18 protein-coding genes are annotated in these 19,938 nt (G+C 50.9%); 10 read left to right on the top strand and 8 right to left on the bottom strand.

Features of this window, described 5'->3' with window-relative positions:
- The first annotated feature begins 228 nt into the window (after positions 1-228).
- Positions 229-1,116, top strand: coding sequence for an RNA polymerase sigma factor SigJ (gene sigJ / locus DYU11_RS02230; protein WP_119666005.1), 888 nt, complete (start codon positions 229-231; stop codon positions 1,114-1,116).
- Between the two features lie 50 nt (positions 1,117-1,166).
- Here sigJ and DYU11_RS02225 read toward each other — a convergent pair whose 3' ends face one another.
- Positions 1,167-2,264, bottom strand: coding sequence for a hypothetical protein (locus tag DYU11_RS02225; protein WP_119666004.1), 1,098 nt, complete (start codon positions 2,262-2,264; stop codon positions 1,167-1,169).
- Between the two features lie 189 nt (positions 2,265-2,453).
- Here DYU11_RS02225 and DYU11_RS02220 point away from each other — a divergent pair, with 189 nt between their 5' ends.
- On the top strand, positions 2,454-2,894 hold the full coding sequence (locus DYU11_RS02220; protein ID WP_119666003.1) for a carboxymuconolactone decarboxylase family protein: 441 nt from the start codon (positions 2,454-2,456) through the stop codon (positions 2,892-2,894).
- Between the two features lie 300 nt (positions 2,895-3,194).
- Here the strand turns inward: DYU11_RS02220 and DYU11_RS02215 are convergent, their stop codons facing one another.
- The 3 genes from DYU11_RS02215 to ahcY form a co-directional block, all read right to left on the bottom strand.
- Complete coding sequence (locus DYU11_RS02215) at positions 3,195-4,718, bottom strand: TlpA family protein disulfide reductase (protein WP_119666002.1); 1,524 nt, start codon at positions 4,716-4,718, stop codon at positions 3,195-3,197.
- 348 nt (positions 4,719-5,066) lie between these two features.
- Positions 5,067-5,198, bottom strand: coding sequence for a helix-turn-helix domain-containing protein (locus DYU11_RS33930; RefSeq protein WP_119666680.1), 132 nt, complete (start codon positions 5,196-5,198; stop codon positions 5,067-5,069).
- A gap of 286 nt (positions 5,199-5,484) precedes the next feature.
- Positions 5,485-6,795 (bottom strand): adenosylhomocysteinase, encoded by a 1,311-nt coding sequence (ahcY, locus tag DYU11_RS02205; RefSeq protein ID WP_119666001.1) that lies wholly within the window; start codon positions 6,793-6,795, stop codon positions 5,485-5,487.
- Positions 6,796-7,080: 285 nt separating this feature from the next.
- Here ahcY and DYU11_RS02200 point away from each other — a divergent pair, with 285 nt between their 5' ends.
- Positions 7,081-7,572: a MarR family winged helix-turn-helix transcriptional regulator gene (locus tag DYU11_RS02200; protein WP_119666000.1), complete on the top strand. Its 492-nt coding sequence runs from the start codon at positions 7,081-7,083 to the stop codon at positions 7,570-7,572.
- Entirely contained in the window at positions 7,565-8,026 is a 462-nt protein-coding gene (locus DYU11_RS02195) for a GNAT family N-acetyltransferase (protein ID WP_119665999.1), read from the top strand. Before DYU11_RS02200 ends, DYU11_RS02195 begins: the two co-directional genes overlap by 8 nt.
- 2 nt (positions 8,027-8,028) lie before the next feature.
- Here DYU11_RS02195 and DYU11_RS02190 read toward each other — a convergent pair whose 3' ends face one another.
- The 3 genes from DYU11_RS02190 to DYU11_RS02180 form a co-directional block, all read right to left on the bottom strand.
- Complete coding sequence (locus DYU11_RS02190; RefSeq protein WP_229365664.1) at positions 8,029-8,676, bottom strand: SGNH/GDSL hydrolase family protein; 648 nt, start codon at positions 8,674-8,676, stop codon at positions 8,029-8,031.
- Positions 8,677-8,692: 16 nt separating this feature from the next.
- Entirely contained in the window at positions 8,693-9,268 is a 576-nt protein-coding gene (locus DYU11_RS02185) for a hypothetical protein (protein WP_147367869.1), read from the bottom strand.
- Between the two features lie 92 nt (positions 9,269-9,360).
- On the bottom strand, positions 9,361-10,650 hold the full coding sequence (locus DYU11_RS02180; protein ID WP_119665997.1) for a UDP-N-acetylmuramoyl-tripeptide--D-alanyl-D-alanine ligase: 1,290 nt from the start codon (positions 10,648-10,650) through the stop codon (positions 9,361-9,363).
- A 120-nt stretch (positions 10,651-10,770) separates the two neighbouring features.
- On the opposite strand from DYU11_RS02180, the gene DYU11_RS02175 reads away from it, so the two are divergent.
- Together DYU11_RS02175 and DYU11_RS02170 are read left to right on the top strand one after the other, a co-directional pair.
- Complete coding sequence (locus tag DYU11_RS02175) at positions 10,771-12,999, top strand: T9SS type A sorting domain-containing protein (protein WP_119665996.1); 2,229 nt, start codon at positions 10,771-10,773, stop codon at positions 12,997-12,999.
- Between the two features lie 38 nt (positions 13,000-13,037).
- Entirely contained in the window at positions 13,038-13,415 is a 378-nt protein-coding gene (locus DYU11_RS02170) for a hypothetical protein (protein WP_119665995.1), read from the top strand.
- 69 nt (positions 13,416-13,484) lie between these two features.
- On the opposite strand, the gene DYU11_RS02165 is transcribed toward DYU11_RS02170, so the two are convergent.
- Positions 13,485-15,065, bottom strand: coding sequence for a sensor histidine kinase (locus DYU11_RS02165; protein WP_119665994.1), 1,581 nt, complete (start codon positions 15,063-15,065; stop codon positions 13,485-13,487).
- A gap of 707 nt (positions 15,066-15,772) precedes the next feature.
- Here DYU11_RS02165 and DYU11_RS02160 point away from each other — a divergent pair.
- The 4 genes from DYU11_RS02160 (at position 15,773) to DYU11_RS02145 (ending at position 19,776) form a co-directional block, all read left to right on the top strand.
- Positions 15,773-18,043: a hypothetical protein gene (locus tag DYU11_RS02160; protein WP_147367868.1), complete on the top strand. Its 2,271-nt coding sequence runs from the start codon at positions 15,773-15,775 to the stop codon at positions 18,041-18,043.
- Between the two features lie 582 nt (positions 18,044-18,625).
- On the top strand, positions 18,626-18,853 hold the full coding sequence (locus tag DYU11_RS02155; protein WP_119665992.1) for a hypothetical protein: 228 nt from the start codon (positions 18,626-18,628) through the stop codon (positions 18,851-18,853).
- 33 nt (positions 18,854-18,886) lie between these two features.
- Positions 18,887-19,276 (top strand): LytTR family DNA-binding domain-containing protein, encoded by a 390-nt coding sequence (locus DYU11_RS02150; RefSeq protein ID WP_119665991.1) that lies wholly within the window; start codon positions 18,887-18,889, stop codon positions 19,274-19,276.
- Positions 19,277-19,287: 11 nt separating this feature from the next.
- Positions 19,288-19,776 carry a hypothetical protein gene (locus tag DYU11_RS02145; protein ID WP_147367867.1) on the top strand — a complete coding sequence of 163 codons (489 nt, stop codon included), beginning with the start codon at positions 19,288-19,290 and terminating at the stop codon, positions 19,774-19,776.
- Positions 19,777-19,938: the final 162 nt, after the last annotated feature.

Here is a 19,938-nt window from a genome sequence, read left to right as displayed (position 1 = left end):
ACATACAGTTTGCTCACAATGTGCTATTTATCAATTTACAGAACCGGCTGCCAGTGGCATAGCCCCAATCGTGGTTATAACGCGGTTCGGCCCCGTTGTAACTACTGAACCAATACGGAGCCAAAAAGTAAGTTGTTGGAACCAAATATGGCTATTTTGCCCGTTATTGGCGAAACAAACCGGATGGCCGCCACGTAATGAAAGACGGTCGGTCAATACCTTTCCAACATGGAGCTTCAGGACGTTGTAGCTAGCTATCAGCCTCAACTGTTTGCCCTGGCGTACCGCATGACCGGCGAAGTTGCTGTCAGCGAGGACATCGTGCAGGAGTCGTTGGTCAACTGGGTCACGGTACCCCACGAGGACGTTCAGCATCCGCAGGCGTATCTGGCAAAAATGGTGATCAACCGAAGCCTGAATCACCTGGCGGCCGTGAAACGACAGCGTGAGGCTTACCGGGGTACTTGGCTGCCGGAGCCGGTTGTCAACCAGGAGTTCCGGCAGATTGAAGCACGAATCGACGTTTCGTATGGATTCATGCTGCTGCTCGAAAAGCTGACGCCTACCGAACGGGCCGTCTTTCTGCTCAAAGAAAGCTTCGATGTGGAATACGCCGAGCTGGCCGGGCTGCTGGAACTGACCGAAGCCAACAGCCGCCAGCTGTACCACCGGGCTAAAGAGAAGCTGGCCGGCGCCAAAAAGCGCTTTCCACTCGATCCGAAGCAACAACAGGCGTTACAGCATGCGTTCCTGATGGCTAGTCATACCGGCGACATCAACCCGTTTGTGCAACTGCTTAAAGAGGATATTGTTGTTTACTCAGACGGTGGCGGTAAAGTAACGGCTGCGCTGAATCCGGTGATGGGCATCAGTCACGTTACGGCGTTCCTGAGTGGATTGGCCCGGAAAAGCTGGCCAATCCGCGATTGGCAGTTCGTTACGGTCAACGGTGGGGTAGGGGCGCTGCTCTTCAATAAAGAAACCGGTGCGCTGGACTCCGTCATGGCCGTTGATCTGGATGGCGATCAGATCAGTGCTGTCTACATCGTCCGGAATCCTGATAAGCTGCCGACGATTCCCGGAGCTGAACCCACTCGAAACCAGCAGCAAGCCTAAGAAAAAACCCGGAACGATTGCTCCGGGCTTTTCGACACGATGACAGGGGATCAGAATTGCACACCGATGTTCAGTCCCGGCCACATCCGTACCCGCGTCCCGTTGTTGGTCAACCGGTCGTATACTGACCAGCTAACCCATTTGGTGCCGATGCCTTCCGCTACGTCGAGCTGCGACACCTGTACGTTGAAGGTAGGCGTAACGGTCAGGGCAAAGCGGTTACGAAGCGGGAAGATAAAGCTGACCCGGGCCTGGTTCAGCATGTTGAGCTGGTCCCAGGTTGTATTTTCTTCGTGGATGTGATAGGCAATGGCTTCGATGCTAACCTCGTTGCGCCTGCCCATCGGCTGATTCGTACCGATACCGTAGCCGTAGCCCCAGCGGGTCTGGTTGTCGGTGGGGAGGGTGGCACCCAGCGCAAAGATGTTGTAGAACTTCCGGTTACCGCCCATCTTAAACCCAAGGTTGGCGTAGAGGGCGTCGCTGGCCCACACTTCAAACCGGCGGTACCCGTTCGGAGAGATGCTGAGCAGGCCGATCTGCGGGCCGTCGATGTCCTGCGCAATATTAATCAGGCCAATCTGTGCACCGTTTACCCGCTTGGCGATGTTAACGATACCGGCAATCTGCGGCCCATGAACCGACCGCGCTACGTTGGCGATCCCGGCAATTTGCAGACCCCGTACGCGCCCGCCGGACAGGTTAGCGATCCCGGCAAACTGAGCCCCCTGCACACTACCGGCCACTACGTTTGTAATGCCCGCGAACTGCACGCCGTGGAGCGGGCCGCCTACCAGGTTGGCAATACCGGCAAACTGCGCTCCTCTGGCTTCGTGCCGGACGGCGTTGACAATGCCCGCGAACTGCACGCCATCGACATAGTCTTTTTCGACGTTGAACAGACCACTGGCTTCGAAGCCATCGAGGGCTGCGGCATAGCTGCCGAGCGCGTTCAGCGACAAGCGGTTGCTCACTCGCCCGCTTTCGAGCCCGTTGGTACTAAGGGGCGGCACGAAGCCAATCTGAACGGCTCTGATCGGATACTGGCCTTTCATAAGTGGCTGATCGTCAATCTGCGTTGTGTCCTGAGCGATGAGCTGACCGACGGTTAAAAAAAGAGAGCTGAGGTAGAGAAATACCTTTTTCATACGTGTATTCAGGTTGTATTCGAGTGTCCATTCCGTACGCTGCTTTCAGCGTGTTTACGAACCTAAGACCACCCAACACCAGCCTACCCCCACGCCACCCCTAAAAATTTCCTGAAAATAATTGCCGCGGTTTGTCACAGACCCAGGGCGTTGCTGGTCAATGGGGTGATTACAAACAAATCAGTTGTTATGAAACCAAGAATTGAGAATCCCCAGCAAGTAGAGCCCAAAGCGTATCAGGCCATGTATGGCCTGGAAAGCTACGTCCGTCAGAGCGACATTGATCCGGTTCATCGTGAGCTGATAAAAATCCGGGCGTCGCAGCTCAATAAATGCGCCTTTTGCATTCAAATGCATACAAAGGAAGCCCGCCAGAATGGTGAAAGCGAAGAACGGATTTACGCGCTCAACGCCTGGCAGGAGTCGCCTTATTTCTCGCCCGAAGAGCGGGCTATTCTGGCGCTCACAGAACAGGTAACGTTCATCAGTGAGCAGCAGGTAACCGACGAGGTATACGATGAAGCCGTTCGGTTGCTAGGTGAGAAAAAGGTGATACAGGTAATCATGGCGATTGCGACCATTAACTCCTGGAACCGAATTGCCATCTCGGCCCGGGCTGTGCCGCAATAAAGGGTTGATTACGTAGTAACATGTCGGCAGTGGATTACATGTCTACTGCCGATCTGATTTCAGGGTATTGTCACGGTCAGACGCGCTTTTCTGGCAGGACCTACTAAAACCAGTACGGGTAAAATACTGCTAGTCAGAGTGTCACTACGTTGCCAATCTGCTCTGATTAACGAGGGCCTCAGTTGTAGTCTCAACTTTTGTAAGAGCAAGAAAGTTAAGATTATAGTTAAATAAAGAATTTCTAATTATCTTATTTAAAACCAATTTTCTCAACCTGAAAAAAAGAGACCTAAACTGAGGTTATTCACTTTTAGTAATATTCTTGTCAATAATTTCAGTCAATTCTACTGCACCTGGACCAGGCGCATCATGGTGAACAATTTTACCTGATTGATCAAATATAATATATCGAGGTATTTCTTTTAGCTTAATTCTTTTAAGAAATTTTGCATTATTATGATTAAGCACTAGAAAATTGTGCTCGTAATTATCTATCTTCTCAATACGAGAGGCCTTACTCCACTTATCTACATCTTTATCTATTGATAGATATACAAGAACAAAATTTTTGCCTTGTAGATCTTCTATTAACTTATGTGAAGCAGGCATTGAAGCTCTGCAAGGCCCGCACCAACTAGCCCAAAAATCAATGTATATTAATTTGCCTCTGTACTTTTCAATAATTTCATCTAGAGAATAAACTTGCTTATTAATGTTTACAACTTTTATATGATCTTTTATATTTTTATAATAGTTTACATCTAATAAATATTTATTAATCAACGATTTGTTCAGATTATTATCATGGTATTGTTTTTTAAAATCTATAAATTTTTTCTCAATGTCGTTCATTGATTCCCCAAAATCAATCATACGCTCCAGACTTAGAAAGCGTGCATATTTGGCCAAAGTATCATTTAAATAAAGTGGTACATTATTATATACCTCTTTAAAATCTAATGATTGTTTTGATCTTGAATAATCAGCAGGCTTTTTTAAGACATTCTTCATCAAAAATACTCCTAGTATATTTTTCGCATAAGGACTATTTATTAAACTATCATTAATAAATAAATTAGAATTCATCATGTTCATTGTTACACTGTCGTGCAAGATGTTATTAATCGAAACTAGCTTGTTGAAAAAATCTATTTGAATCTTATAAGCTTGGCTTTGAAGTAACTTCTTAGGGAATTTGCTCTCTAACTTATTGAGAAAGGCTTTATCCTGCATATAATCTATTGTCATAAGGTTAACAAGAGAATCTAATTTTTTCCTGTTAGTTTCAAGTGCATTATTTATTTTCAAAGGATATGATATGAATTTTTGATAATCATTGTTGCTTACCATCGGCACACCTTTATAATCAATAGTGAAAAAATAAGATGTTAATGAGTTTATGTGTTTTCCAAGTGATATTTTTTCTGCTTTTTTATTACAAATGTTATAAAGTTTAGTAAATGTTTTTATTGACTCATCTTGTGAAACAGATACTACTTTAACGTGATTACCAGATGAGTATAAAATTAGAGTATCTTTGTTTGATACAAAAAAGGTGTCTTCAATAGAATTTTTATGGCTGAAGAAAACAAAATCATATTCCTTTATTTTTAAAGCAAGAGTATCTTCTTTTTTATAAGAAATTTTTTGATAAATACGGTCATTAAAGAAAGTTTCTTTAATAGAAACAGATACTGGAAGAGTAGTTGCGTTTTTTACAATCACCACTAACTCATTATTTAGCGAAGGATCTCTCCTTACTTCTTCTTTAGAGCTACAGCCAATAGCTACAAATAACCCATATAAGATAATCAATCTTCTCATGTTATTTATATGAAAATGTTAGGAAATTAAGCTAGGTGATTAAATTTATTTCGCTGAATCATTACTTGAATATTGGCGAAACATAGCTAAGCCATCGAAGATGATATGGTATACTCGTAACCTTTTACAATTCGGCGAAAAAATAGCCTAAGCTATGCTTGGTCCAACCAACCAGCCAGTCCGCCGGTAGTTGTCGAGTCAGTAATTGTCTTCGCATTGAGGATGGAACAAAGTTGATTCAACAAAATAACCTGTATGGCCGTAAGATCTTCGAAGAATGACCATTTGTTCAGCTCGGTTGTATAAAGAGCTGACCTGTTTCGAGAATGAATGATTACGGTCAGAACGTCAAAGATCAACGCCAAAAGCGGTAGCTAATTTGACGTAATACTTTGCGTTAGGCGAGGAGCGGCCATTTTTCCAGGCGAAGTAGGTGCTCTGACAAACGCCAACTTGCTCGGCTACTTCAGATTGGGACAGTTTCTTTTAGTCACGTAGTTTGCGAAGAAGGTTTCCAAGCTTCATAACGGGTAAAGGTTGATCACTAAGCGATGTGAATTGTACTATAGTAACGAAATATAATACAGAAAGTGGTATAGATTAAGTAACCGTCGTTTTTTATATAGTGAGTTACTTAACGGAGCTATGTATTTGTGTTTCTGGTAGGTTATGCATGATAACAAAAAGCGCGGCTCCGTTTCCGAAGCCGCGCCATTGAGGATGTAGAAAGAAGCTTTTCCTCCTTTCTCCCTCCTCCTTTTCTCCTCTAATACCGGTACATCTCTGACTTGAACGGTCCTTCCACCTGAACGCCGATATAGTCGGCCTGCTCCTGCTCCAGCGGTTCGAGTTTCGCCCCAACGTGCGCCAAGTGCAGAGCCGCTACTTTCTCGTCCAGCTTCTTCGGCAGTACGTATACTTTGTTCTCGTACTTGTCGGCGTTCTGCCACAGCTCGAGCTGCGCCAGCGTCTGGTTCGAGAACGAGCACGACATCACAAACGACGGGTGACCCATCGCGCAGCCCAAGTTCACCAGACGACCTTCGGCCAGGACGATGATTTCTTTACCGTCGATCTCATACATGTCCACCTGCGGTTTGATCTGGCTCTTGCTATGGCCGTAGTTCTGGTTCAGCCAGGCCATGTCAATCTCGTTGTCGAAGTGACCGATGTTACACACAACGGCTTTATCCTTCATGGCCCGGAAGTGCCGATCCTTGATGATGCGGACGTTACCGGTGGCCGTTACAAAAATCTGAGCGCGGGTCACGGCTTCGTCCATCGGCACCACTTCGTAACCGTCCATAGCGGCCTGCAGAGCGCAGATCGGGTCGATTTCGGTTACCAGTACGCGGCAGCCGGCACCCCGGAGTGATTCGGCTGAGCCTTTGCCTACGTCGCCGTAGCCCGCTACAACCGCTACTTTACCCGCCAACATCAGGTCAGTAGCCCGGCGGATGGCATCCACCAGCGACTCACGGCAGCCGTATTTGTTGTCAAATTTCGACTTCGTTACCGAGTCATTTACGTTGATGGCGGGCAGGTGCAATGTACCATTCTTCATCCGCTCATACAGGCGGTGCACACCCGTCGTGGTTTCTTCCGACAAGCCCCGGATGCCTGAGATCAGTTCCGGGTACACATCGAATACCATGTTGGTCAGGTCGCCACCGTCGTCGAGGATCATGTTGAGCGGCTGGCGATCTTCGCCGAAGAACAGCGTCTGCTCGATACACCAGTTGAATTCTTCTTCGGTCATCCCTTTCCACGCATACACCGGAATACCGGCGGCTGCGATGGCGGCTGCGGCATGGTCCTGCGTCGAAAAGATATTGCACGACGACCAGGTAACGTCAGCGCCCAGTTCAACCAGCGTCTCGATCAGCACGGCCGTTTGAATCGTCATGTGGAGGCAACCGGCGATGCGGGCACCCGCCAGCGGCTTTGACGGACCGAACTCGGCGCGGAGGGCCATCAGACCGGGCATTTCGGCTTCGGCGAGCCGGATTTCCTTGCGGCCCCAGTCGGCCAGGGCGATGTCCTTAACCTTGTAAGGAACGTACGTGGAGGTTTGCATAAAAGCAGTGGTCAGTTTACAGTTCTCAGTCAGCCGTAAAGCCAGGCCGGAACCGGGTTTGTTTCCAAGTAAAATACAAAATTAAGGACTATCCGTTAGAAAGGCTAACCGTTTGATATGACACAAATTAATTAGTCGTTGTGGCGGACTTAGTCCAGTGTTCCTGAACGAAATTAGTTTACTCACAATAGCTTACACAACTCCGCAGACCGGTAGTTAAAAAATAGTTGACTTTTTCGAATTGATTATCTAATTATGTAAGCAGTTACGTAATTACTTACTAATATGGATTTCATGGCAGAACTGGCCGAACTGGCTATGGCCAGTCGGCTTCGGCGGTTGAGTGATACGTACTGGCAGGCGGTCACGACGATCTACCGCGAATCAGGGCTTGATTTTGAGGTGAAATGGGCAACGGTGTTCATCCTGATCGTACGGCAGGGGCCAATCAGCGTCATGGATATTGCCGACCGGCTGGGTATTACGCATCCGGGTGTCATTCAGGTCGTGAACGAACTGGTGCAGCGGGGGCTGATTACGTCCGAGAAGTCGGGAAAGGACAGCCGCAAGCGACTGCTGTCGCTCAGTCCGGCTGGCGAAGCGATGGTACCGAAGTTACAACCGCTCTGGGACGCGTTCGTGGCCGTAAACCGGGAGATGCTCACCAATCAGACCCATAATTTACTTCAGTCGCTTCAGGAAATGGAAGATCAGTTGGCCCAAAAACCATTTGTCAACCGGGTCCGCGACCAGCTAAATACACCAAACCATGACTAATTTTTCCATCATTCCGTACGAGCCGCGCTACCAGCCGGACTTCAAACGGCTGAACGTCGAGTGGATCAGCCGTGACTTCACGCTCGAACCCCACGACCTGGAGCAGCTGGACCACCCCGAAACGTACATTCTGCCTAATCAGGGCGCCATTTTCCTGGCCAGGCTCGACGACGAGATTGTCGGCACGGTGGCGCTCGTCAATACCGGCGAAACGGGTTTCGAACTGGCCAAAATGTCGGTGACACCCAGCGCGCAGGGCCACGGCATCGGCAAGCAGTTGTGTCTGGCTGCGCTGGAGTACGCCCGCCAGATCGGCCTGCGTACCGTGTGGCTTGAATCGAACCGACGGGCCAAAACGGCCCTGGCGCTCTACGAACGGGTCGGCTTTCGGGAGGTGCCTATGGCGCCGTCGCCCTACGCCCGCGCCGACATCCGGATGGAGATCGATTTATAGCGCTATTTCAGTACGGGTCGAACGGCTTTGGCCCAGATCTGGTAGCCGGCGGCCTGCATATGCAGGCTGTCGCCTTTGAACAGATGCCCCATTGGCTGCTGGTTGGCGCCGAGCATCGGGGTATACACATCCACAAACCGGGTGTTTCGCTTGGTGGACAGGTATTGTTTAATGAGCTGGTTCGCTTCAATGACGACTGGCTGAAACTGCCGACGCGACGGGCTGGGTTTGATGGAAATAAACACAAACGGGACACCCGGCAGGCGTTTGCGGACGTACTCGAACAAATCAACGAATCGATCGCAAGTTTGCTGAGCTGTCAGTTTGCCCGAGGCAATGTCATTTTCGCCCGCGTACAAGACAATCTGCCGGGGTTTGTAGGGCAGGATGATCCGGTCGGCGTAGTACCGGACATCGCTCAGTTCGGAGCCACCGAAACCCCGCTGCAGGACGGGTTTGCCAGGGAAATACCGGCCCAGGCTATCCCAAAGCCGGATTGACGAGCTACCCGTAAACAGAATAGGCCGCTTCGGCGGGGGCGTTTGCTGGTCCCGGGCTTCAAACGCTTTGATCTCATTCTCAAAGCGATGGGGCGTCTGAAAGACAGAAAAGAAAACAACTATGGATGAAAAGATGAGCCGAATGATCACGAACTAGTACGTTAATTTATGAGATTCCAAATGTAAATACGTCAACGACAACCCATTGCTGGTCAACCTTCTCAAGGAGAACCAGTTCTCTACGGCCACAGTTGGGGCCGCAATTAAAGGCGTAAAGAAAAGCAGCTTTTTTGGCCTCGGCGTCGTAAATGGGTGTCGAAAACCTAAAGATGAACGGAGCTCTTTCTTTACCCTCTTCATACTGATAAAGTTGGCTAATCTGTGTGTCAGATAGGAGTCTGATCGGAAAATCAACCCGAAACATATCGCTTAACTTACCAATATCAGCATACGACGGCTGTTTGACGGCCTCGAAAAGCGTAGCCCAGGCTGGGTCGTTAAGCTTCTGGCAAGCAACCGGATCTTTTTCATAGAAACATTTGTGACCTCGGTTGGCAACCAGTGACCAGGGGGTTTGAGGGTGTAAATCCTTCGCTAAAGCAACGGTGGTATTAGTAACGACAATTGATTGCTCAGGAGCAGGGTCGATACTGTTCAAAAAGGCTGAATAAACGTCATATGTTTCGTCGATGGCCTCGACTGACTGGGTAACGGGTTGGCAGGCTAATACGATTGCCAGCATTGATAGCGGCCAAAAGGAATGTATCCGCATCACTCTCATACAGAAGTTTACGGATAGATTCCTTTGGCTAAGGTATTCCACAACGTCAACCGCTACAAAAAAGGCAGTACCGTTTCCAGGCTCATGCCCCGCGACCCTTTGACGAGAATATGGGTGTCGGTCATGGGGTGGTCGATCAGCCAGTTGTGCAGCGAAAACTTATCGGGGAAATAATACGCTTTCGGCAACGCCCCGAGTGCATACTTCATATCCTGACCCGCCAGAATAACCGTATCGAACCGACCCTGCGCAATCAGTTCGCCGAGGGCTGCGTGCTCGGCGGGGCTTTCGTCGCCGAGTTCGTACATATCGCCGAGAATGACCATTTTCCGCTGGGCGGGCATGGTCATAAACTGCCGGATAGCAGCCGCCATCGAACTGGGGTTGGCATTATACGCATCCAGCAGAACCGTATTGGATCCTTTGGCAATTACCTGCGACCGGTTATTGGTCGGGTTATAATCGGCTACGGCCCGGTTGGCTTCTTCGGGCGTTACACCGAATGCCCGGCCGATTGCCAGGGCTGCGGCCATGTTCTCGAAATTGTAGCGGCCCGGCAGATGCGTCGTAATCTCGTGGTTGTCGGCGTCGCGGTAGATCACCACCGGCGTTTCCTCAATCAGCGTAGGAAGGTTATCCTGCCGGTACAGCACTACGTTGGCAAACGTCCGCTCGTGGAACATATCCATTAAAACGGGATCCTGCGCGTTGATGAATACCGTACCGCCGGATGCCGCCAGGTAATCGAACAGTTCGCCTTTGCCTTTTCGAACTCCTTCGACACCCCCAAAGCCCTCGAGATGTGCTTTGCCGACGTTCGTGATGAGCCCGTGCGTTGGCTGGGCGATGGAACAGAGCTGTTCAATTTCCTTCTGGTGGTTGGCCCCCATTTCCACCACGGCCAGTTCGTACTGTTCGGTAATGGCCAGCACCGTCAGCGGTACGCCGATGTGGTTGTTCAGGTTGCCCCGGGTGGCATAGGTCTTGTACTTCTTTGATAAGACGGCCGCAATGAGTTCTTTAGTCGTGGTTTTTCCATTGGAACCCGTCAGGCCGACGATCGGAATGGTGAGGGTCTGGCGGTGGTGCCGCGCCAGGTCCTGCAGCGCGGTCAGGCTGTTATCGACCAGCAGAAAGCGGGTTGGGTGGCGGGCCGCTACGTCGGGATCATCGACCAGCGCGTACCGTGCCCCTGATGCCAGTGCCTGTTCGGCAAACTGGTTGCCGTCGAACGTATCGCCCCGCAGGGCTACAAACAGGCAATTGGCCGTGATGGCCCGCGTATCGGTCGAAACGCCCGAACATTCTAAAAATTTATGATATACGTCGTTGATGGAAAGCATACTGGGCAAACATAAAAAGGACGATCATTCGTTTTCTCTTTGCGGGTTGGTCAGGGGCACAAAAGTCTGTCAGCGACGAGCCTCCAATCCTACCGGTTTTTGAGAAACGCCCAAAAATAGATGAAAAAGCGGTTTACTCTTCTGTTGTGTTTGCTTCCGTTCTGTATTCAGGCTCAGTCGGGTGCTCCGTCCGGGTTTGGGTTTCGCTACGATCTGACCCCCAGTGTCAGCATCGACGGCCGGATTTTGCCGAATCCATGGGTTGGCGGTCTGAACGCTACGCAGTATTCGACCGTACGCATGAACGGCGATACCCGCGAGGATCTGGTTGTTTTTGACCGTACCACCAATAAAATCAGTACGTTCATTGCGGTCGAGAATCCAGCCGGGGGCATTACCTGGCAGTATGCTCCTGAGTACGAAGCGGTGTTTCCCCTTACGGATAACTGGCTGCAACTCGTTGATTATGACATGGATGGTCGAAAAGACCTGTTTGTCAGTGGACGGGGGCAGATCTTTGTGTTCCGGAATGAATTCCAGAATGGTCGGCTGGCGTTTGCCGCTAAAGCGGATACGGTCCTGGCCGAAGGGTTCAGCAGTGTGCTGCCTCTGTACGTATCGAATTCGGATATCCCGGCCCTGACCGACTACGATGATGATGGCGATATCGACGTTCTCGCCTACGATGTTCCGGGGAGTTTTATTTCCTACTTCAGGAATATGAGTATGGAGCGCCGGCAGAAACCGGGGCTGGAATTCAAGCGAATAGGGCTGTGCTGGGGGCGTTTCAGCAGTAATCAGTTTTGCAACGACTTTACGTTTGGCCTTCAATGCGAAGGCGAGACCGGCCAGGATGTGCCCGTGAATGGAGCCCGGGTTATGCACACCGGCAATACCCTGACCATCCTGGATACCGACGGCGATGGTAAGAAAGATTTACTCCTGGGCCACGTCTCATGCCAGAACATTACCCGCTTACGGAGCGGTGGCCCTAATAATGAAAGCGCAGCCTATGTTGGATTCGACAGCCTGTTTCCGGCCCAGAATCCTGTCATCTTTCCTGCCTTTCCGGCCACCTTCTGGGAGGATGTCGACGGCGATGGTATCAAAGACCTGCTGGCGTCGCCCAACGTATCGTTCAACGAGGGCCAGTTGATGGACTTCCGGGCGTCGGGCTGGTTCTATAAAAACCAGGGAACGAATCAGCTGCCGGATTTTCGGCTGGTGCAGAAAGACTTTTTGCAGCACGACATGCTGGACTTGGGCGAAAATGCGGCCCCGGCCCTGGCCGATCTCGACGGCGACGGTGATGCTGATCTGCTCGTCGGGTACAGTGGTGAGCGCGTCGGGACTACCTACCGGGCGGGTCTGTGGTATTTCGAGAACAAGGGAACACCTGCTAAGCCCGCGTTTGAGCGTACCAGCACGGATTACCTCGGCCTTCGGCAGTCGCTGGTCCTGTCGGACGTAGTACCGGCGTTTACCGACGTGGATGGCAACGGCAGCCTGGACCTGGTGCTGACGGGCACTGGTATCAGAACTCTTGAGATTCGGGTCCTTTTCAACCAGGCCGGCCCCGGTGCAGCCGCCCGGTATGACCTGGGCTCGGCTGTTACGTGGCCAACGCCCGAAGGGGTGGGGCCCGGAGATCTGCCGACGGTCACCGACGTTGACCGCGACGGTCGGCCGGACCTGCTGATTGGAAAATCGGAAGGAACCATACAGTATTACCGGAACACCGGTACGCCCACCAGCCCGGCGCTGCAGCTACAGAACCAGCAGTTCGGTGGTTTTAGAATCGACACCGAAATACGGGCCCGGTCGCTGGTTCTGGCCGACCTGAACGGCGACCGGATCAACGAACTCGTAGCGGCCACCCACAACGGTCAGGTACGAATCTACCGGATGCCCGAACGTGCCGATCAGCCGCTGACTCTGCTCGATTCGCTGCCGGGTATCGGCCTGCCCGGCACGGGCCTGCGGGCGGCTCTGGCGGATCTGGATGGTGACCAACTGCCCGATCTGATGCTGGGTAGCCTGGCGGGCGGGGTGCGGTACCTGAAAAACACCTCGCAGAAGCAGGTCGTTACGGCGCTGCCCGGCGAGGAAATTACCCAGCCCTGGGCGTATCCAAACCCCACCAATCGCTACCTGACCGTACGGGTGCCGTACGATGGACGGATTGAGCTTGTATCGATGTCGGGGCAGCTGGTGCGGCCGTCGCAGGCGGTCCGGTCGAGCACAGAAACAATCGTCGATCTGGGAACCCTGCCCGATGGTATGTACTTCCTGCGCTTACAGACCGAAAACCGATCGGCGCGGGTGCAGAAAATAGTTGTCTGGAAGTAAGTCAAAACCTAGGCCGGGGCTTACTGGTTACTACGGGTATGGAACGAAATAACGTAACCCCCGACGGTCCAAGCCAGCAGCGCGTGGACGAGCAGACAGGCGGTCCGCAGGAAGGCATGTCGCCCCAGCATACCAACGTACCTGACAATAACTACGAAGAAGATGCCGCCGTTTATGCCGGATTGGGCGTCAACAACGAGCCTGATATCTACGATCGCCCTGACGACGAAGCGGCTGATACCATACTGTATACCGATTCGGCTACGGCGCGGCATGCGACGGACGGTGTCTCAAACGACGAAGACCTCGAGGATTTGCCCGAGGATTTGCTGGATGATGACGTATCGGACGATGAGTTGGATCGGGAGATCAGCGAACTGGCTGAAGACGAAGAAGCCGGCGGAGAACCTTATTGATCAGTATTCGGGGTTTGGTGGTCGCAGGTCTAGTCACAACGCAACCTTGGGTCATCAAACCTCGAATGATCAATTGGCCACTACAAACGGGGCGGGTTCGGCGGGCAGATAAACCGTAAAGCTGGCGCCCTGGTCCGGTTGGCTGCTGACACTCAGGTAGCCCTTGTGGTTTTCCACAACTTTCAGCACAATAGCCAGTCCAATGCCCGTGCCCTGATACTGACTCCGGCTGTGCAGCCGCTGGAAAACGGTAAAGATCTGGCTGGTGTATTTTTCCTCGAAGCCAATACCATTGTCCTCAATACTGATGGCGTAGAAAGGCTTGTCGAGGTCTGCCGGTGCCACGGTCTGTCCGGGAAGCGGACGGATGGTTTGACCTTTGATCTGCTCACAGTCGATTACTACGCGCGGAATCACACCCGGTTTCGAAAACTTGAGGGCATTGCTGAGCAGGTTCTGCAACACCTGCCGAAGCTGCATGGCATCGCCCGTCACGATGGGCAGCGTGGTACTGTTCACCTCCGCCCGTTTTTCCTGAATGACCGTTTCGAGGTCGCCCAGTACGTCGTTCAGTATATTCTGCAGGTTGACGCGTTGGAACGGTGCCTTCTTCGAAGCCAGCCGCGAGTACGCCAGCAAATCCTGAATGAGTACGTTCATGCGCTGGGCCGCCGACTGCATCCGGTTCAGCAACGCCGTATTTTCGGTACCGATCTCCGTATGACTCTGAAGAATGTTGCCGAAGGTCGTAATCTTCCGCAACGGCTCCTGCAGGTCATGCGACGCTACGTAGGCGAATTGTTCGAGATTTTTATTCGACTGCTGTAGTTCATCAATGGTATGCCGGAGCTGATGTTCGTAACGCTTGGCCGGTGTAATATCCAGAAAGTTGACCAGCACACCATCGCCCAGCTTACTAACCGATACGTTGAACCAGGTATCAGTCGAGTCCATATAAACCTCCTGATGCCAGGGCGTTCCGGTGGTGGCCGTTTTTACATACGTCCGAAACAGATCATGGCCGGCGTTGCCGGGTTTTGCCCGTTCCGGATACCGTTCGAGTAGGGTGTAGTTGGTCAGATCGGCTTCGGTCTGCTGCGTCATGGCCAGAGCGGCCGGGTTCCAGCGTGTCGCCCGGAAGTCGCAGGGCTGGCCGGACTCATCCCGGATGATCTGGTAGCAGACAACGCCGTTCAGCGATCCGTTCAGAATATTGTCCAGCAGTTCAGATTGTTCCAGAGCTGCCAGAGCCGCTTTTTTCAATGCCGTGATGTCGGCAAACGAAATAGCCGTCCCGTCGCCGTATTTCTGGAACGTCAGTTCGAACCAGCGTTCCTGCGTACCATATACTGGGAAATTGACCTGCGTACGGGCGATTTCGCCGGTATCGACAACGCGTCGGGCATAAACCCATAATTCGTTTCGGAAGGTCGGCGAGAAGAGGTCAGAAGCGGTCCGGTTCAGCATGCTCGCTTCGGTCATACCGATCAGTTCTTCAGCCTGTTGGTTAGCCAATGTCAGCCGAAAGTCCTGAATATCACCTTTTGCGTTACGCAGGCACTCGAACAGCATGATCCCGTTGCCATAAAAATTCAGGGCAGCTCTCAATACAGCCGGATCAGCGGTGGGAATAGTGGAGGAGCCTTTCATAACTTCATTCGTTGAGCTAGATACTTACCGTTCGGCAAAGTAACTACTAATCATAACGCCCGTTATTTTATATTGTTTAATCAACTGAAAGCCAGTTAGTAAACGTATATACATCTTTTTTTGACGCGTAAAATTATTCAAAACGGTCTATTCAAAGTGCTTTAGCAGCCAGTCTATCAATCTTATTGAGTAAAGGTGCTACTATAACGAATACATTGTCAGTGTATTTTCTACAAAAGCAGTGCCATTTTTTTAAATCCCAAGTTGGTCTGAGGGCTGGACGAGGTCAAGTGGATGTGGGTACAATTTGGCGAGCTTCGGGACCAGAAATTTTTTTGTAGCGTTCCCCAACGCCCGGGTTCGCTTGCGCGGTTTTCCCAGGACCCGACCCTTTTTAGTAGATTGCGCCTTCAATCAGATACCATTGGCCTGAATTGGCTGAAATCGCTACTCATTGCCACCCATCATTTGTGAAGTTTACCATTTCCAGATCCACTATTATTTTTCTGACATTAGCTCTGCTGGGATGCTGGGCAATGGATGTTTTGCTGATTACTCTAAAGGGCGAAAATGCCGCGCCTGTTGCAGTCTGGCTGCAAGGGGCAGATAGGCAGTCGTTGACTCATGTAGAGATATACCGTGTTTCGATTAGCCGGAAAGTTGAGCCGTTTACGAAACGTACGGCGGTTGGGGCAAACCTGCTGCGTGTGGAACCCACCAGTAGTCAAAACTATTACCGGAGCATTCGATTAGCGTTACCGACTCAACAGAAACCGACGTTCGATGCCGTAATCGTTTCAGTTGGGGCAAAATCATTTCGTTACGCAAGCGAGAAGATACGTACGGACTGGCGCCTGGTTGACTCGACGGCCAGTACCGTGGTGTTCGAAACGCCCGGCGACCTATACTTTTCTCCCTCACGACTGCCTGTTTTCAATGCCGTGCTCAACTGGAAGGGCGATGGCGCGCTGATCCGGACGCTGCTGATGAATAGCGGTCATTTAACGTTCCTGCTTATCCTGCTGATCGTTGCCCAGCGGCTTCCGCTGACCCGCTGGGCAACCTGGTTTCAGACCTGGCTGGAGGCTGATTCCCGGCGACCCCGGCGGTTGACGGTAGGATTGATAGCCGGACTGACTATCCTGCGTTATCCGTTCGAGTTGAACCCGGTCACTACCGGACTTGATCCCTCCTGGATACTTGGTCTGAATTGGGCCTATGCGAACGGACTTACCTGGGGGCAGGATGTCGTATTTACTTATGGGCCTTTGTTCTGGCTGCTGTATCCATCGCTGATTCTCCCTTCATCAGTCCTGATCCTGGCGGCTGGTCTGACGCTCGTGCTGACAGTATACGCCCTGGGCGTGCTTGTCGACCAGCTGGTTGACGCGGTCCGCAGCCAGACCATGTCGGTATTCGTAGGGTTCATTATACTGTGGTTGCTGGCCTTCGTCGAATACAATCTCCTCGATATCATAACGGTAGCTTGTCTGGTGGTGCTTACCCGACCTATCAGGGGGCGGTTCAACGGCCAGGTTTTGCCGGTCCTGCTCATTCTGGCCATCATTTCGTTAATCAAACTGAGCTACCTGGCCATATCATTCGCCTTGCTGATCTTCTATACAGGCCTGGCTATCCGTAACCGTCGGATGCAACTGGTGCCTATCGCGTGGCTTGGATTTGGGTTTTCTTTACTCACGCTCTGGATGCTCTCCGGGCAGCCGCTCGCCAATCTCGGGCCGTTCCTGACCCGGGCGTACCAGATTGCTCAGGGGTATTCAGAAGCCATGTCTACACCTATCTGGAACGAGGAGATATCCGTGTTGGGCAATCTGGTCGAGCTAAGGATATTGGTCGTTGCTGCGGTGTCAATGCTGGTACTGGGTATCGTATTCCTCACTACGCCCGTTCGAAGCCGATTGTGGGTGTGTTTATTGCTTAGTTCGCCCATTGTCTTTCTGGCTTTCAAAGAAGGATTTGTCCGCTACGACCGGGTGCATTTCGTTTTGTTCTTCTCTCAATGGCTGCTGATTTTATTAGCCTACCGATTGGTGCTGACGCCGGACAAACGCCCCCGTTTCCCTGGTTTAAATTGGGTCTGGTTGGGCTCCCTGCTGGTCTGTCTGATTATCCTGCCCGTTAAATGGCCTGCCTATGGCGCAGATCTTCTGAACGTATTGGATGCCGGGGTACGCGCTCAGACGCTCCAGCGGGCAACTCAGGCCATACGGTCACAACTTAAAATCGACGCCGGTACGCAGGACGTGTTTCAGCGGAAACTACCCGTTGACGTAATGCCGTACAACATTGCGCTGCTGTACGCATACGGTGCCAACTGGAAGCCCCGCCCGATCATGCAGTCGTATGCGGCTTACGCCGGGCCGCTGGATTCACTGAATGCCAGCTACAATAAAAGTAAAAAAGCCCCTCCGTATCTGCTATACTCGTTTACATCAATTGACGATCAATATCCGTTTTTCGATGAGCCGTTGACGCTCCCGACGCTTTTGAGCGACTACGAGATTGCAAGCGCCGATACAGCGTCGGCTGACACAGCGTCTTATCTCTTGCTGCGTCGAAAACTGACCCCGACCGCCGAAACGTATTCCAGGCTGGGTCGGCAGCAGGTGAGCCTGGGGCAACCGGCTCTGGTTCCAAAAAAAACAAACCAATTCACCTACGTCAAAGCCCGGGTCAATTTATCGCTGTGGGGAAAGCTGCTCAATTTCGTTTACAAAATTCCCCCTCTGCACATCAGCATTGAGCCGTTGGGCGATACGCAACCGGTGCGCTACGACCTGAACCGGCAAACCGCCCCGGATGGCCTATTGGTGTCCCACCATGTGCAGAACCTGAAGGAAGCCGCTAAACTTTGGTCGGCGCAGACCCCGGCAAACGTACGGACGATACGTTTCGTGGGGAATGGGCTGATCTACGAAAGCCCGATTCAGATTGAATTTGTCGGGGTCAGCCGCTAGAAGTGCCGGAAACATGGATATTAGAACCGTCCATAAGAAGCATAATCTGTTAAGGCAATAGAGGGGGAGAGTAGCAGATAAGAAAATCTACATCGATGATTTGTTGAGGCTGTACCCCGGCTAATAGTTCAGTGTTTCAGGTTGACTATTGGCTTAACTTGGTATAGATAGAACTACGTGGGTGGTTCCCTAACCTTTTTATTTACTGTCTTAAGATTGTGTGCATACAGTATCCAGAAACGAATTAATAATCCATAATCTTTAAATACTACAAATTATATATCTTTAGTAGAATAAAAAAACGTGTGTCATTTGTGTACGATGTGTACCAATTCTGTAGAAAAAGATCCTCAACTACAATAGCTCTCCTATGGAATAATGCAGATCCTTTTGACTAAGTAAGATTATTGGTGATTATGCGAATTAGCTGGTAGATAGCTATAAATGAACATTCCTGAGCAGTATACGTAAGCAAGGGTAGCTATGTGTATTTGTACTTAAAGGATTGGCCACTCATTTGCAGGTAGTGGGCTATTACCTGCCCATCAAGGCAACAAGAGCAACAACTTAAAAAGATACAATATGCGCCAGTCACTTATTCTCCTGTGTGTTGTATTTGGCGTTCTGGCCTGTTTCATTGGCTACTGTGCTGCACTCATTGATTGGGTGCAGGATATTCGCTCGGGTTTGTATCAAACCAACTACCGGGAAGCCTTCTGGGAAACAGTTGCCTTGCTCGCATACAACGTACTGGCCGTTAAATTCCTGGCCAGTAAAGTCCTGTTGGACTTTACCAACCCAACTAAATAATTCGTCCATTCACTTCGTTTGTACACTCATCCTATGTTTACTCAACAAGCTCCGATCCCTTCATCACTGCACATCCCTGGGTACCGACATCTCCGAAACGCTCAACCCATTGAGCGGTTGGAGGCAACCGGCAACTACACGTTCATCTTTTTTCGGGGCAATCCCAAACCCATCCTGACGAGTCAAACCCTGAAGTACTTTGAAGATCAGCTAACCGATTACATACGCGTCAGTAAGTCAGCTCTTATCAATCCTGACTTCATCGAAAAGGTAATTCGCTACGATGCCAAAACGGTGTGTGTACAACTCATCGGTGGCCATCAGGTAGCCTTGTCACGCCGACGTATCATAGAGGTCATGGAGCGGATTCAATGCCTACCTCACATTAAACCCTCCGTCTTTGTTCATTCCAAAGCTCACTAGACCCTGCCCGCATGATGCACCGTTTACGACACCTCTTACTCCTGGCAATCCCTCTGTGGCTGATACTGGTCAGTACCGGGCGCAGTTCAGCTCAGTATGGGCCTTTCTACGGAGCCAACATGATTTTGGTCGGTACGAGTTATGCCGACAAGGAGGCTCATCAACTTATTAGCCAGGTCTTGACCCAGGAGACGATCAACCATGCCATTGATAACGGTTTGGTTACCTTTCAGGTGGTTGCAACCTCACCGGCAACGGGTAAAGAACTGCTCTATGACTGTTCGATGCGGGTGCAGGCCGGATTGGTTAAACTAACCGGTCGACTACGTAATGAGCAGGCCGGTACCAGCCAGGCAAGGCTGCCCGAAGCTGGGTTTATCCCTATTGCCTATACCAAAGAGAAAACCTCTCATCAGCGATTAGGCTTCACTTACCTGGATGAGGTGGCTAAAAAGGTGCAATCGGCACTGCAAGGCGTAATCATTTATAAAAGTGAGTAAGTAGAGAGTTAAGTAACCATAAAGGCCGGGGAACCACCCGGCCTTTTTTCGTATTCGATAAGTTTTACTCACGTAACCGTATTACCCTATCCGCTTCCAAAGTCATCCGATACCGGTCTGACCACCGGAGATAATCCGTTCAGGTCGATGCGTCTTCATTGA

It is taken from the genome of Fibrisoma montanum (assembly GCF_003583365.1).
Taxonomy (GTDB): Bacteria; Bacteroidota; Bacteroidia; order Cytophagales; family Spirosomataceae; genus Fibrisoma; species Fibrisoma montanum.
This window is presented reverse-complemented; position numbering and strand designations above follow the sequence as displayed.

Bases quoted from the DNA above. Each gene is read 5' to 3' on its own strand.
- DYU11_RS02170 (WP_119665995.1), top strand. From the start codon at position 13,038: ATGGAACGAAATAACGTAACCCCCGACGGTCCAAGCCAGCAGCGCGTG.
- DYU11_RS02180 (WP_119665997.1), bottom strand. From the start codon at position 10,650: ATGCTTTCCATCAACGACGTATATCATAAATTTTTAGAATGTTCGGGC.
- DYU11_RS02200 (WP_119666000.1), top strand. From the start codon at position 7,081: ATGGATTTCATGGCAGAACTGGCCGAACTGGCTATGGCCAGTCGGCTT.
- ahcY (WP_119666001.1), bottom strand. From the start codon at position 6,795: ATGCAAACCTCCACGTACGTTCCTTACAAGGTTAAGGACATCGCCCTG.
- DYU11_RS02155 (WP_119665992.1), top strand. From the start codon at position 18,626: ATGCGCCAGTCACTTATTCTCCTGTGTGTTGTATTTGGCGTTCTGGCC.
- DYU11_RS02185 (WP_147367869.1), bottom strand. From the start codon at position 9,268: ATGCTGGCAATCGTATTAGCCTGCCAACCCGTTACCCAGTCAGTCGAG.
- DYU11_RS02150 (WP_119665991.1), top strand. From the start codon at position 18,887: ATGTTTACTCAACAAGCTCCGATCCCTTCATCACTGCACATCCCTGGG.
- sigJ (WP_119666005.1), top strand. From the start codon at position 229: ATGGAGCTTCAGGACGTTGTAGCTAGCTATCAGCCTCAACTGTTTGCC.
- DYU11_RS02215 (WP_119666002.1), bottom strand. From the start codon at position 4,718: ATGAGAAGATTGATTATCTTATATGGGTTATTTGTAGCTATTGGCTGT.
- DYU11_RS02220 (WP_119666003.1), top strand. From the start codon at position 2,454: ATGAAACCAAGAATTGAGAATCCCCAGCAAGTAGAGCCCAAAGCGTAT.
- DYU11_RS02145 (WP_147367867.1), top strand. From the start codon at position 19,288: ATGATGCACCGTTTACGACACCTCTTACTCCTGGCAATCCCTCTGTGG.
- DYU11_RS02225 (WP_119666004.1), bottom strand. From the start codon at position 2,264: ATGAAAAAGGTATTTCTCTACCTCAGCTCTCTTTTTTTAACCGTCGGT.
- DYU11_RS02195 (WP_119665999.1), top strand. From the start codon at position 7,565: ATGACTAATTTTTCCATCATTCCGTACGAGCCGCGCTACCAGCCGGAC.
- DYU11_RS02175 (WP_119665996.1), top strand. From the start codon at position 10,771: ATGAAAAAGCGGTTTACTCTTCTGTTGTGTTTGCTTCCGTTCTGTATT.
- DYU11_RS02165 (WP_119665994.1), bottom strand. From the start codon at position 15,065: ATGAAAGGCTCCTCCACTATTCCCACCGCTGATCCGGCTGTATTGAGA.